The sequence below is a fragment of the Cellvibrio sp. pealriver genome, from assembly GCF_001183545.1.
Classification (GTDB): Bacteria; Pseudomonadota; Gammaproteobacteria; order Pseudomonadales; family Cellvibrionaceae; genus Cellvibrio.
Map to the genome: position 1 here is coordinate 2,962,609 of NZ_KQ236688.1, position 12,823 is coordinate 2,975,431.

15 protein-coding genes are annotated in these 12,823 nt (G+C 40.1%); all 15 read right to left on the reverse strand.

Annotated features, from left to right (window positions below; translation table 11 throughout):
* Positions 1-7: 7 nt before the first annotated feature.
* Positions 8-478 (reverse strand): SPFH domain-containing protein, encoded by a 471-nt coding sequence (locus VC28_RS12810; RefSeq protein WP_049630984.1) that lies wholly within the window; start codon positions 476-478, stop codon positions 8-10.
* A gap of 547 nt (positions 479-1,025) precedes the next feature.
* Positions 1,026-1,517 carry a hypothetical protein gene (locus tag VC28_RS19760; protein ID WP_156184331.1) on the reverse strand — a complete coding sequence of 164 codons (492 nt, stop codon included), beginning with the start codon at positions 1,515-1,517 and terminating at the stop codon, positions 1,026-1,028.
* Between the two features lie 169 nt (positions 1,518-1,686).
* Complete coding sequence (locus VC28_RS12820; protein WP_231591742.1) at positions 1,687-1,989, reverse strand: hypothetical protein; 303 nt, start codon at positions 1,987-1,989, stop codon at positions 1,687-1,689.
* A 150-nt stretch (positions 1,990-2,139) separates the two neighbouring features.
* On the reverse strand, positions 2,140-2,508 hold the full coding sequence (locus VC28_RS12825; RefSeq protein WP_049630987.1) for a hypothetical protein: 369 nt from the start codon (positions 2,506-2,508) through the stop codon (positions 2,140-2,142).
* A gap of 136 nt (positions 2,509-2,644) precedes the next feature.
* Positions 2,645-3,058: a hypothetical protein gene (locus VC28_RS12830; protein ID WP_049630988.1), complete on the reverse strand. Its 414-nt coding sequence runs from the start codon at positions 3,056-3,058 to the stop codon at positions 2,645-2,647.
* 613 nt (positions 3,059-3,671) lie between these two features.
* On the reverse strand, positions 3,672-4,031 hold the full coding sequence (locus tag VC28_RS12835; RefSeq protein ID WP_049630989.1) for a hypothetical protein: 360 nt from the start codon (positions 4,029-4,031) through the stop codon (positions 3,672-3,674).
* Between the two features lie 516 nt (positions 4,032-4,547).
* On the reverse strand, positions 4,548-5,225 hold the full coding sequence (locus VC28_RS12840) for a hypothetical protein (protein ID WP_049630990.1): 678 nt from the start codon (positions 5,223-5,225) through the stop codon (positions 4,548-4,550).
* Positions 5,226-5,362: 137 nt separating this feature from the next.
* On the reverse strand, positions 5,363-6,055 hold the full coding sequence (locus VC28_RS12845) for a hypothetical protein (RefSeq protein ID WP_049630991.1): 693 nt from the start codon (positions 6,053-6,055) through the stop codon (positions 5,363-5,365).
* Positions 6,056-6,197: 142 nt separating this feature from the next.
* On the reverse strand, positions 6,198-6,617 hold the full coding sequence (locus VC28_RS12850) for a T6SS immunity protein Tdi1 domain-containing protein (RefSeq protein ID WP_049630992.1): 420 nt from the start codon (positions 6,615-6,617) through the stop codon (positions 6,198-6,200).
* Positions 6,618-6,756: 139 nt separating this feature from the next.
* Positions 6,757-7,206, reverse strand: coding sequence for a hypothetical protein (locus tag VC28_RS19765; protein ID WP_156184332.1), 450 nt, complete (start codon positions 7,204-7,206; stop codon positions 6,757-6,759).
* A gap of 134 nt (positions 7,207-7,340) precedes the next feature.
* Positions 7,341-7,922 carry a hypothetical protein gene (locus VC28_RS12860; RefSeq protein ID WP_049630994.1) on the reverse strand — a complete coding sequence of 194 codons (582 nt, stop codon included), beginning with the start codon at positions 7,920-7,922 and terminating at the stop codon, positions 7,341-7,343.
* A gap of 500 nt (positions 7,923-8,422) precedes the next feature.
* Complete coding sequence (locus VC28_RS12865) at positions 8,423-8,782, reverse strand: hypothetical protein (protein WP_049630995.1); 360 nt, start codon at positions 8,780-8,782, stop codon at positions 8,423-8,425.
* 1,807 nt (positions 8,783-10,589) lie between these two features.
* On the reverse strand, positions 10,590-10,988 hold the full coding sequence (locus tag VC28_RS12870) for a hypothetical protein (protein ID WP_049630996.1): 399 nt from the start codon (positions 10,986-10,988) through the stop codon (positions 10,590-10,592).
* 145 nt (positions 10,989-11,133) lie between these two features.
* Positions 11,134-11,601 carry a helix-turn-helix domain-containing protein gene (locus VC28_RS12875; protein ID WP_049630997.1) on the reverse strand — a complete coding sequence of 156 codons (468 nt, stop codon included), beginning with the start codon at positions 11,599-11,601 and terminating at the stop codon, positions 11,134-11,136.
* 240 nt (positions 11,602-11,841) lie between these two features.
* Positions 11,842-12,237 (reverse strand): GFA family protein, encoded by a 396-nt coding sequence (locus tag VC28_RS12880; RefSeq protein ID WP_049630998.1) that lies wholly within the window; start codon positions 12,235-12,237, stop codon positions 11,842-11,844.
* Between the last annotated feature and the right edge of the window lie 586 nt (positions 12,238-12,823).

The window sequence follows — 12,823 nt, forward strand, 5'->3', positions numbered from 1 at the left end:
CTATGCATTATTTGTTTGCTTTTCCTGCTTCAAGAATTGGTAATCCAGCTTCAGTTGGTATATAAATTCTTTCGCCTTTTCCGTCTTGAAGACCTTTAATCCAGATGTATCTTAGGTATTCGTCATTTCCTTTTAATGACTCACCAATTATGCGATTAGCTTCGGCTGCAGCTTTAGCGCGCTCTATATCGGCAAGTCCCTCTGCTTTTGCGCGAACTACTTGAGCTTTTCCCTCTGCCTCGGCTAATGTAACTCTGGCATTTGCTTGCATCAATGAAGCGGTTTCATTTGCCCTGGCTTCTTCGATTAATATTTGTTTTGACCATTCTGCTTCCTTCAAAGCTGCTCGCCCTTTCATTTCCATCCTATACAAGTTGTACTTTGGCCATATCCAAAAAGATATAAAAATTACAAAAACAAAGAATAAAACTAAAAATACAACACTTCCAAAAGCTAGTGCTTGTCTATTTTGGTACATCAAAATCTCCTATTTGTGCATACGCAGAGTTCAGCGGCAGTTTGTAAGTTGTGCGTTATAGAATAATTTTGCGCAGCGATATTGCAAAAGCGCTACTTACAATCCGTCAGGTGCAACGTTTGTTATACTAAAGCCTTCTAAAAAATTCTCTTATTTTATTTATAACTGAATTTATTATTAAAGGATCTACAAACATAAATACTGGCACAAGTAAAAATGCAAATGCACAGAAAAAGTTAAATGCAATTTTAAAGTAAAACATAAAATTCCACTGGCTATATACAATACCATGCCTGCCCTTAATTTCCCCTGCCATTAGAGCATCAATATTTGAACTGATAAAATAGTAAACAAAGGGAAATACAATAAACACTAAGATTAGTACTTTCTTTACGTTTTTCATAATCTATGGAATTCTATAGAGCATAACGTTGCGTTCACCTGCGGATTGTAAGTAGCGCGTTGCGATAAACTTAGTGCAGCGATATTGCATAAGCGCTACTTACAATTCGTCAGGTGCAACGCTTTGTTATGCATTCAAAAAAAGTTATTCTTGGCAATATGGGCTGTTTGGCCCAAATATCCCGATTGGATTCCTAACCTCAAAATTAACGGGCGTCAATTGGCTGTTAGTGGACTTGAACATTTCTAAATAGCACTTCTCACCATCAGGTGTGCTATTAATTCTAACTAAATAGCTAGCATTTTTTTCAGGCTCAAAAGTAGCTAGTAAGTTACAGTAAGAGTTATAGGTGATGCTGTACCCAAATGATATTGATATTGGTCCATTTGCAGGAACAGAAATAGATGACTGATTTCCAGATGCTATGGCCGGTCTTATAATTGAAAGCCCCTGACAATTTTTATATTTATTAAAAACTCCAGGGTTGCTAGCCCCATGCCCCCCATTGTTTTGAAATGTCAATGTAGCAACTGGACCACTAGTAGGGGCTAGATATTTTGATGGTCCGATAGCACATCCTGATACTACAACTGAAATAATCAGTGAAAAAATTAAATTGGTTTTGATGCGTTTCATACAGTAATTCCTTATTTTCTCTTATTGCATAACGTTTAGCACAACGGCAGTTTGTAAGTTGTGCGTTGTGGAATACTTTTGCGTAGCAAAACCACATAAGAGCGACTTACAAACTGTCCAGCCGCGCAGCGGCGTGTTGCTGCGCCTTGTTATGTGCGGTAGCTTTGGTTTATTCAATTTCCTGAGTTCGCCACTCACCGGTTTCTATTTCATAAAATGAAAGATAGCCCGGCTTTAGTTCTTTAAACCTAGAAATCCACGGAAATTTTTCGAATATACAACCCATACAAACGACCATGCCGTTATCTGCGTCAGTGGTCGTATTACACATAAACTGCCAGCCACCGTCGTCCCAGTGCAACACTTCAACAATAGGTTGTTCACCATTCATTACATATTTCGTCGTGACCGCCAAGATGTCATCGCTGAAGCCGAAAGGCCAATCTTCCTTTTTGTATGAATGAGTATGCACTTTCTTACTCCCTATCTCATTTCACATAACGCTGAGCTCAGCCGCAGTTTGTAATTTGACGATTTGTGGGAGCCTTTTGCGTAGCAAAACCACAAAGCGGCGAATTACAAACTGTCGAGCGCACGTAGTGCGCGGCGCTGCAGCGATTTGTTATGAATTTTCTTTAAGCCAGTCGTCTGGAAATGAAGATAAAAATGTATAACCAACAGCTTGCTTAATAGTAAATTTATTTAAAATAAGCATTACCACGCTGAAGAGGCCTGCAACGATAACGCAACCTATATAAATAGAAAAACTCAAACCAAAAACAACAGAAAATAGCATTATGGCTTTATTCAAGCCACCGGTAACAGTTGCCTCAGTATCAATTCCATTTGCTTTTGCAAGCGAGAGAAGTAAAACAATACCCAACGCCAAACCAACAAATACGCCTGCCAACCCTATTGAAGACGTAAGCGTATAATACTTTGGTTTAAGTAAATTTGTTTTCGCCAAGTTTATTTGAAGTTGTTTAAACATATAGCCTTCATAACGTTGCGGTAAACGGCAGAATTTAAGTAGCTTTTTTGTGGAAATATTTTACGAAGTAAAACCACAAAAAAGCTACTTAAATTCTGTCCAGTGGAGCGAAGCGGAACGATGTTTGACCGCTTTGTTAAGCATAGCTATACCCGAATAAAGAGTAGCCATAGAATGTTGCCAGAAATAGCAACACGGTTACTAGTAAATATATTGCGGAGTATTTCGCGACTAACCAATTTGAAATAAAACTATACTCTTCATTTACAGCCTCTTCCTCTTTGCTTACCTGGAACTGCCATACAATTGCCCCGGCAATTCCCGAATAAAGTAGTGGAAAAGTAATATATGGCAGTTTTTCAGGAAGAAAGTTAATTGGTAAAAGAAGAAAGGTCATAAAAGCCACGCCTATTAATATGGTGATTAGCGCATACTTTGGCTTTGCCATTACGATAAAATTTTTATATATAAGATGAGTAGCGCAAAGAGGCCCACCGATAAAAGAACCAACATATACCTGATGAGGTGAGAAGACTTTTTTGGGTTCCAATTATTTCTCCTATTTGCTTAACGCCGTGGTAAACGGCAGAATTTAAGTTGTGGCTTTGTGGAATACTTTTGCGCAGCAAAACCACAAAGCCGCGACTTAAATTCTGTCCAGTGGAGCGAAGCGTAACGGTGTTTGACCACTTTGTTAGCAGCTTTTCGTTTTTAAAAAAAGCCAACTGCATACATAATGAATTGAATTACAGCTAAACACTCCACCATTCTTCTGCTACATGTTCCTTTGCGTCTTCTGGACCTGATAGCTTCCAGGAAATTGCCTCGCTCAAACTAAGTAACCTTACGCCACAATGAACAGCGCTACAATTTTGAATTCCACCGTTCACTAAAGATATTCCTTCAATGTTTCTACCTGTTTCGTCCACCTCAATACATAAGCACGGATGGAAACTACAACTCTCAAAATAATCACCGACTTTAATGCTATTTGGTGTATTGCACCTAACTGCCATTATTCCTCCAATTGCTAACGCCGCGTACAACGGCAGTTTGTAAGTTGTGGTTTTGTGGATTACTTTTGCGCAGCAAAACCACAAAGCCGCGACTTACAAACTGTCCAGCGCACGAAGTGCGCGGGTTGCTACGCTTTGTTAGGCTCTTTACCACTTTGTATAAAGCAGTTCAGTATAACCTTGTAGGGTAGAAAAGATTAGCCAAGCAGCCCATACGAGCCACAAAGAAAAATAGATACCCGTGGAAAGCCCCGTAGGTTTTAACCAATTACGCAACCAACCTTGAACTACAACTACGCAGTAAAAAATTGCAATTTGAGAGGCGGTAAAAAGTAAGCAATAAACGGCAATTAATGCAACCATGCTTATTTTTTCATGTGAAAAACCACCAAAGTACGGGCTTAAAATAGCAAAAACAGAAACACCTAAAATAGTGGCAATATCTGAAATTACCGCTAAGCGCTCACGTGAATTTCCAGTTTTTATTATTTCGACGATTTCTTTCATGACTTCTTCCTAAAGCCTAACGTTGTATTAAACGGCAGAATTTAAGGCGTGCTTTTGTGGAAACCTTTTGCGTAGCAAAACCACAAAAGAGCGACTTAAATTCTGTCCGCTGGAGCGCAGCGTAACGGATTTGAATACTTTGTTATAACACTACGCACATTGGGTAAAAATACTGAGCACCAAAATATTCCAGCCCGCACAAACTTCACTAGCGAATTGCAGAGCCATGCAGCAATTTACTCTAAAGCGCCTGCCGCCAAGTGCAGAAGATGCCAATTCGAACTATTCCAGAGTTTCTAACGGAACTACGTTTCTACCAAAACTCGCTTAGTAACTTAATTGCTAAAGCGCGCTTACTTTCAGAAACCGACAACCAAAAAGGCCGCGCTTTATAACGTTAAGCTCAGCCGCAGTTTGTAAGTTGATTTTTTGTGGAAAACTTTTGCGCAGCAAAACCACAAAAAAGCGACTTACAAACTGTCGAGCACACGAAGTGTGCGGTGCTGGAGTGCCTTGTTAAGCTTTTTGTTCTAAAGGGGAGCTTTTACTTACAGCCCTATAAAGCAATTTGTTGTCACCTGAAAATAGCACTTCATCCACGATTCCTCCTTTACCTGTATTCTTGAAATACAGTGCAAGAGGAATTTCAAACATCCAGCTCAACCGTTTAAGAACTTGTTTCATGTATGAGCCGCCCATTGAGTTTGCATCATATGCATGCATCATGTAGTAAAACGCAGGCCAAAATGATGTGGTTTGCTCAAAATAAACGTCTTTAGTTGGTGCAATTACAGAGTACATTCCTCCATTTGTACTATAAAGTTCGCTGGCAAATTTCTTATTTCCCATGCTGCAGCCAGAGATAAATAGCCTTCTGTTGTTTAATTTTTTACTGAAAATGTTTGAAAATTCAGTAAAGGTATGATGACTAAATGTATAAACCAGCGATTCTGTATTTCCATGGCAAGACAAATGTAAGTAACGATAACCAGATTCCCTAAATAGTTCTGCTAGCTTTACCAATTCCAAGTGGGTTCTAAAATAATAATAGATTGGATTTTTCCCTTGCATTTTTAAGATGTTATATAAAATCTTGCCTTCTAGTCTTTCACTCGCTTCATCATCTAAGGATAATGATTCAATAATAAAAGTTTCAGGTTTTGTAATTTGTACTGGTGGATGCTTTTTAGTCATAAATATCCATTTGATGAGATTGCTTAACGCCGAGCTAAGCGGCAGTTTTTAAGTTGCGGTTTTGTGGAATACTTTTGCACAGCAAAACCACAAAACTGCGACTTAAAAACTGTCCAAGGAGCGAAGCGACTGGTGCTTCAGCGATTTGTTATGCCTACCGCAGACATTTCTGACAAATATTTCAGATATTCTGTGTCAGTAGAGTTTACAATCTCCCAAGCTCTTTTGTAGTAGCCATCTGGAAGTTGGCTATCGATGGTGATTTGTTCCTTCAGCATTTCAGTTTCATTGAGCTTAAGAAAAACTGCTTTTTGTAGCGCTAATAAATGTAGATGATCTCTCGTACGCTCGGGTTCATAAGCATACTGCTTAAGAAGTACCGAATGTTCTATAGGGTGTTCCGAAAAATATTTATGCAATAGCTCATGAAATAAAGTATTAACCTTATAGGTCATTGGTACAGGTGTTGCAGTAAAACTTCTGAGCGCATACCGCATGTTAATGCCAATACCAAAGTATGATTGAGAAGGCAAATTACATAACGTCAATCGTGCGGTAAAGTTCTTCTCGGGAAATGGTTTCTTCGTAATTTGCTCGGTAGCCTCAATCAGTTTTGGCCCTGCTGCTTTCCACAGATTTTCAAACTCTTTCTGACGGGACGCCAACTCTACTTTCCATTCATCTTTGATTGCATTGCCTCGGAAAAAAGAGCAAACAGAATCAAAACTCTTACTGTATTCAATGGTAACTATTGGCTGCGCAGCGTGAGCCGAACTAGCAAAAGAGGCAAATAAGCCAACAAGAAAACTTACATATTTAAAATATCGCACGGTATTTCCTTTCAAAGCATAACGCTAAGCGCAAAGGCGCATGGTAAGTTGACGATTGTGCATAAAATTGGCGAAGCCAATGCACAAGCGGCGACTTACCATGCGTCCAGCACACGATAGTGTGCGATTTTGGCGCGCCTTGTTAAATTTGTGCAAATGTTTGCGATGAAATAGCAAGATAAACCCATATATTTCCTTTTTTATGTGTTTCAGGTTCTCCCGAACCTCCTAAGCATGGATATGGAGTGGGGATATACACTTCATATTTTTCAAGTTCACCACAATGTTCTCTGACGCGCTCAATAAAGCTTTTTTGCACTACACGTTCTTGAAAGTTAGAGTCATTCATTACTGTTTTCTTAAATTCATCCCAATTAGTAAAACCCATTTGGTGAAATTTATTTGCCATTACTAACAAAATACCAACCTCATTTGTTTTCGAATTCACTAAGAATAAGTCGCCAAGATCTGTGTACGCTTTTACTTGATCAAAATCACCAACAACCGAAGCCCAGCCATCAAGCCATTCCTTTCCTCTATTTTCATCAAGATAGTGGTACATTCTTTTCTCTATAATTTAACGCCGCGTACAACGGCAGTTTGTAAGTTGTAGTTTTGTGGATTACTTTTGCGCAGCAAAACCACAAAACTGCGACTTACAAACTGTCCAGCGCACGCAGTGCGCGGGTTGCTACGCTTTGTTAGCCAAGCTCAATTTTAGAGTGTAAACAAACCTCAATGCTCTTTAGCTCGCATTTAAAAGGCTTTATTTCCGTGCCAATTATTTCCTTCGCTTGCTCCATATTTCCTTTATAGCGTTGGCTTGGCTCCAACAATACCTTGCCAGAGCTCACTTCGATAATTCCGAAATTACCAAAATCTGCGCAACCACTACCGCCACAGAAATGATTAATTAGGACCACATGATTTCCTTTGGAAGTAACTTCACAACGAACATTCAGAAAGTCATTTTGTATTTCAAAGAGGTGAGTACTGCTAGTAGGACTACCTTCAATAGTTACACTAAAAAATGGCTCCTTCGCGGAAGGCGCGTCAGAAACAGTAATAAACTTACCACCACAGGAAATTGTTTCGGCATACGAAAAGATAGAAATTAGGGATAAAGTGAAAAAACAAATGACTCTTAGCAAGGTACATACTCCATGTTTTATGGCTAACGTTGCGTTCACCTGCGGATTGTAAGTAGCGCGTTGCGATAAACTTCGCGCAGCGATATTGCAAAAGCGCTACTTACAATGCGTCAGGTGCAATGCCTTGTTAGCGACTATTGCGAAAATTTACTAAAATATTTGGTTATTTCATTTTGATGTATATTTACTTTTGTCATGTCGTCACCTAACGCCAGATATATTAATTTTCTGTCCGGTTGAGATTCGATTAAGGCACTTATGTCACGACTTCCCCAGCCAACTGGGGGATTGCTAACATTTATACTTATAGTGGTTGGCTCGCCTGAACAGTTAGGCCCGAATGAAATATTTTCAAAAATTTCAGTGCCATTTTCTTGCAGCGTAAGAGATACGGGGGGTTGAGCGCCGCATCTACCGCCATGAGGCTCAGGCTGACTCGTTGTTACCGTATATATGTTTTGCTTGAATTCGCATTCATATGTTAATTTTTGTGGAAAATAGAGCCCTTTTGCTTCCCAAAGCTTTCTCCATTCTTGCTGGCTTTTAGCATCGCTTTTAACGCCCGCCGTAGCTGCGGCTCCATCTACCGTATCAAAATCAATTTTAAAGAAACCTAATTCAGGTATACATGTAAATTTGATTAAACTAATTCCATAATCAGCAAAGGCCGCATTTGACGTAAACAGAGCTAAAAATAAACACTTATTTAATTTCATAATCCCTCGCTAACGTTGTATTAAACGGCAGAATTTAAGTTGCGCTTTTGTGGAAACCTTTTGCGAAGCAAAACCACAAAAGAGCGACTTAAATTATGTCCGGTGGAGCGTAGCGGAACGAATTTTAATACTTTGTTATAAAACTACGCTCAATTGGTAAAAATTACTGCGGACTAAAATGCTTCAGCCCGCACAAACTTCACTAGCGATTTGCAGAACCATGCCGCAATTTACTTTAAAGCGCCGGTTGCCAAGTGCAGAAAGCGCCCATTCGAACTATTCCAGAGATTTTAACGGAACTACGTTTCTACCAAAACTTGCTTAGTGACTTAATTCCTACAGCGCGCTTACTTTCCGAAACCAACAACCAAAAAAGGCCGCGCTTTATAACGCCGCGTACAACGGCAGTTTGTAAGTTGTAGTTTTGTGGGTTACTTTTGCGCAGCAAAACCACAAAACTGCGACTTACAAACTGTCCAGCGCACGAAGTGCGCGAGTTGCTACGCTTTGTTAAACGTAATTCTTCTTGAAATGTAGTACAAAAAAACCAACTGAAAAGCAAATGAAAGCCCAGCCATTACCAAAATTAGCCAAGAACTAATATACGACGCCGCCTGATAAAGTAAGGCGTTACACGGAGCAATGCCTTCACCCGACCATGAACAATGCTTAAGCATGTACTCTTCAAGCGGGTCAGAAATAGATGAAAAAATTAAGCCTAAAAGATATATACCGTAAGAAGAAAGCACTTTTGTTAAGAAAAGACCATTCATTGAAACCCGCTTAAAAGCGATTGCCTCATATATAAGGCAAACAATGAAAGGAAACAAAAATATTCCAGTAAATAATACGTAATCCATACCTTCCCTTTACGTTTAACGCTGTATTAAACGGCAGAATTTAAGGCGCGCTTTTGTGGAAACCTTTTGCGAAGCAAAACCACAAAAGAGCGACTTAAATTCTGTCCGGTGGAGCGTAGCGGAACGAATTTGAATACTTTGTTATAACACTACACACATTCGGTAAAACTTAGCACGAACTAAAATACTTCAGGCCGCACCTACTACACTATTCAGTTTTCAGAACCATGAGGAACTGAACTTTAGAGCGCCTGCCGCCAAGTGCGGAAGATGCCTATTCGAACTATTCCAGAGACTTTAACGGAACTACGTTGCTACCAAAACTCGCTTAGCAATTTAGAACACCAAGCCCGCCGAACGCACAAACTAAAATATTGCTACAGCGCACTGACTTTCCGAAAACACCAACCGAAAAAGGCCGCGCTTTATAACGTTGTGTTCAACCGCAGTTTGTAAGTAGCGCATTGCGATAAACTTTGCGCAGCAATTCGCTAAATGCGCTACTTGCAAACTGTCGAGTGGAGGGGCGGAGCGCCGGAACGGTGTTGGAACACTTTGTTATAATTCCCATGCTACAGACCTGCTTGATTTCAATTCTTAGAAAATTTTAGTTTGTGAATACAAAATGAAATTATTACACCAATATAGAAAGCATAACTTTCATACATGTTGTTATTGGGAAATAAAGGTTCTTTTGCAGTCAGCCTGTATAAGAGATGGCAGAGAAAAATGCCCAACCAAATACAGATTTGTAGAATTGCAACACGTGACTCACGCCAAACAGCTCTATGCCATCGAAATAGAACAACCCAATACCCCAACAACCCCAAGATAAACCAGATAGCTAACTCCATAAGCACACCAAATTTATAACGTTGTATTAAACGGCAGAATTTAAGGCGCGCCTTTGTGGAAACCTTTTGCGTAGCAAAACCACAAAAGTGCGACTTAAATTCTGTCCGGTGGAGCGCAGCGGAACGAATTTGAATACTTTGTTATAACACTACGCACATTCGGTAAAACTTAGCACAGGCTAAAATACTTCAGACCGCACTTACTGCGCTAGCGAATTCTAAAACCATGCGGAACTGAACTTTAGAGCACCCGCCGCCAAGTGCAGAAGATGCCTATTCGAACTATTCCAGAGACTTTAACGGAACTACGTTGCTACCAAAACTTGCTTAGCAATTTAGAACACCAAAACCACCGAACATACAAACTAAAATATTGCTACAGCGCGAACACTTTCAGCAAACACCAACCAAAAAAGGCCGCACTTTATAACGTTGTATTAAACTGCATAATTTAAGGCGCGCTTTTGTGGAAACCTTTTGCGTAGCAAAACCACAAAAGAGCGACTTAAATTCTGTCCGGTGGAGCGCAGCGGAACGGATTTGAATACTTTGTTATAACACTACGCACATTTACTAAAACTTAGCACGGACTAAAATATTTCAGGCCGCACAAACCGCATTATTCAATTTGCAAAACCATGCGGAACTGAACTTTAGAACACCCGCTGCCAAGTGCAGAAGATGCCTATTCGAACTATTCCAGAGACTTTAACGGAACTGCGTTGCTACCAAAACTCGCTTAGCAATTTAGAACACCAAGCCCGCCGAACGCACAAACTAAAATATTGCTACAGCGCGATTACTTTCCGAAACCACAAACCAAAAAAGACCGCGCTTTATAACGTTGCGATAACCGGTGGTTTTTAAGTAGCACTTTTGCCGTAAAATGGAGCGAAGCGGAATGGCAAAAATGCTACTAAAAACCATCCGGTTCATTGCTTTGTTATGCGTGGTTAAAATTCGTTTACATTTCCCGCGCCCGATGCCACATAAAGAATACCTTCCGCACAGCGATATTCCCATGTTTCGTAACCTGTAGAAATGGACAAAATTTCTATAACAATTCCCGTGCTCATTGATAACACTATGTCATTGCTGGATAAGCCAAAGGAGGCGCCTGTAATAACACCATTTGAAATATGGTTATTAATTTCCTTTTCTGCATCATATGGCTCTTTTAACCCAAACCATTGATCGTGGTCTTTGGTGCAAGCTAATAGTTGCTTTTCTTTTGATATTCTACAAATAGAAAAGTTGGAAAATTCAGCCCCGCAGCCAAATGCTAGTGTCCACGTGCTTGGCGCCAAGAACGATAGCTTCGCTGTTTTTCCTATTAATTTTTCAAGTTCCATAATTTTCCCTACTAAGGACTGCATAACGCCGAGTTCAGCGGCAGTTTTTAAGTTGTGGTTTTATGGAATACTTTTGCGCAGCAAAACCATAAAACCGCGACTTAAAAACTGTCCAGCACCGCAGGTGCGATGCTGGAACGACTTGTTATGTGCTTTTCGTTTCTAACCGTTCATACCAAATGCCGTATTTATCTCCTTGCCAAATAAGCAGGTAAAATAGATATGCAGTTGAAAGCATACATAGACCACCAGCTAAAGCAGCTTGATTAATAAGACCCAGAGCACAAAATAAAAACCCACTAATATGCGACAAAACCTCTACTCTTTTAGCGGTAGCTCTAGTGGGACGAAAGTTTAGAAAGTTAAAGAAGAACCAACATTTAAGCCAAAAAGGCAAGTTGTGCCAGTTGTCTGTGTTTTTGTCTATCATAAATATCTCCTGGTTTAAGGTTGAAACATCAACTTCAAGCACAGACGCAAGACATTTAAGAGACTCTAAACTAGGTTTTTGACCACTTTCTATTCTCTGAATGGTTCTAACATTTAAACCAGACATTAAAGCTAATTGCTCCTGAGAAAGATGGCGGCTGATGCGTAACTGTTTAAGAATCATTTAAATACTCCAACGTAAGTGAACCATGAGTATTCATAGATTCCTACGATGTCGGGTACGAATTTCACCCGACTGTTGCCCGACAATGCTGCTTTTCGCGGTATTTTCACATAACGCCGCGTACAACGGCAGTTTGTAAGTTGCGGTTTTGTGGATTACTTTTGCGCAGCAAAACCACAAAGCCGCGACTTACAAACTGTCCAGCCACGCAGTGGCGGGTTGCTACGCTTTGTTAGAAATTTACTTAACCTCGTTCTCTGAAAATACTTTTAACTCATTTTCGTGAGACAACCAAGGAACTGAGTACGAAGCCCATATAAATGATTGTGGAACTTTGTTTGGGTCTTCGTCTAGCGTTCCCACTCTCAAAACTATTTGATTTCTACCCTCAACAGTTTTAATAAGTTGGCTTCCACAGTTGCTACAAAAATATCTTCGCTTCCCTTGAGAGGATTCATAGAACTTCAGCAGGTTTTCGCCTTTTAGCCATTTGAATTTAGACTTTTCAACTGCAGCAGCAGTATTAAATGCTGCCGCATGAGCTTTTCTACAGGTTATACATGCACAGTGCATTATTTCAGAAGCAAGCTCTTCAGCTTCATAGACAATACCTCCGCAAAGACAACTTCCTTTCATGGGACTCCCTTTCTAACGCCGTGGTAAACGGCAGAATTTAAGTTGTGGCTTTGTGGAATACTTTTGCGCAGCAAAACCACAAAGCCGCGACTTAAATTCTGTCCAGTGGAGCGAAGCGTAACGGTGTTTGACCACTTTGTTAGCAGCTTTTCGTTTTTAAAAAAAGCCAACTGCATACATAATGAATTGAATTACAGCTAAACACTCCACCATTCTTCTGCTACATGTTCCTTTGCGTCTTCTGGACCTGATAGCTTCCAGGAAATTGCCTCGCTCAAACTAAGTAACCTTACGCCACAATGAACAGCGCTACAATTTTGAATTCCACCGTTCACTAAAGATATTCCTTCAATGTTTCTACCTGTTTCGTCCACCTCAATACATAAGCACGGATGGAAACTACAACTCTCAAAATAATCACCGACTTTAATGCTATTTGGTGTATTGCACCTAACTGCCATTATTCCTCCAATTGCTAACGCCGCGTACAACGGCAGTTTGTAAGTTGTGGTTTTGTGGATTACTTTTGCGCAGCAAAACCACAAAGCCGCGACTTACAAACTGTCCAGCGCACGAAGTGCGCGGG

What these genes read in the sequence shown, in the direction of transcription:
- VC28_RS12870 (WP_049630996.1), bottom strand. Translation starts at nt 10,988, where the DNA reads ATGGAACTTGAAAAATTAATAGGAAAAACAGCGAAGCTATCGTTCTTG.
- VC28_RS12865 (WP_049630995.1), bottom strand. Translation starts at nt 8,782, where the DNA reads ATGGATTACGTATTATTTACTGGAATATTTTTGTTTCCTTTCATTGTT.
- VC28_RS12825 (WP_049630987.1), bottom strand. Translation starts at nt 2,508, where the DNA reads ATGTTTAAACAACTTCAAATAAACTTGGCGAAAACAAATTTACTTAAA.
- VC28_RS12810 (WP_049630984.1), bottom strand. Translation starts at nt 478, where the DNA reads ATGTACCAAAATAGACAAGCACTAGCTTTTGGAAGTGTTGTATTTTTA.
- VC28_RS12860 (WP_049630994.1), bottom strand. Translation starts at nt 7,922, where the DNA reads ATGAAATTAAATAAGTGTTTATTTTTAGCTCTGTTTACGTCAAATGCG.
- VC28_RS12875 (WP_049630997.1), bottom strand. Translation starts at nt 11,601, where the DNA reads ATGATTCTTAAACAGTTACGCATCAGCCGCCATCTTTCTCAGGAGCAA.
- VC28_RS12850 (WP_049630992.1), bottom strand. Translation starts at nt 6,617, where the DNA reads ATGTACCACTATCTTGATGAAAATAGAGGAAAGGAATGGCTTGATGGC.
- VC28_RS12840 (WP_049630990.1), bottom strand. Translation starts at nt 5,225, where the DNA reads ATGACTAAAAAGCATCCACCAGTACAAATTACAAAACCTGAAACTTTT.
- VC28_RS12880 (WP_049630998.1), bottom strand. Translation starts at nt 12,237, where the DNA reads ATGAAAGGAAGTTGTCTTTGCGGAGGTATTGTCTATGAAGCTGAAGAG.
- VC28_RS19760 (WP_156184331.1), bottom strand. Translation starts at nt 1,517, where the DNA reads ATGAAACGCATCAAAACCAATTTAATTTTTTCACTGATTATTTCAGTT.
- VC28_RS12835 (WP_049630989.1), bottom strand. Translation starts at nt 4,031, where the DNA reads ATGAAAGAAATCGTCGAAATAATAAAAACTGGAAATTCACGTGAGCGC.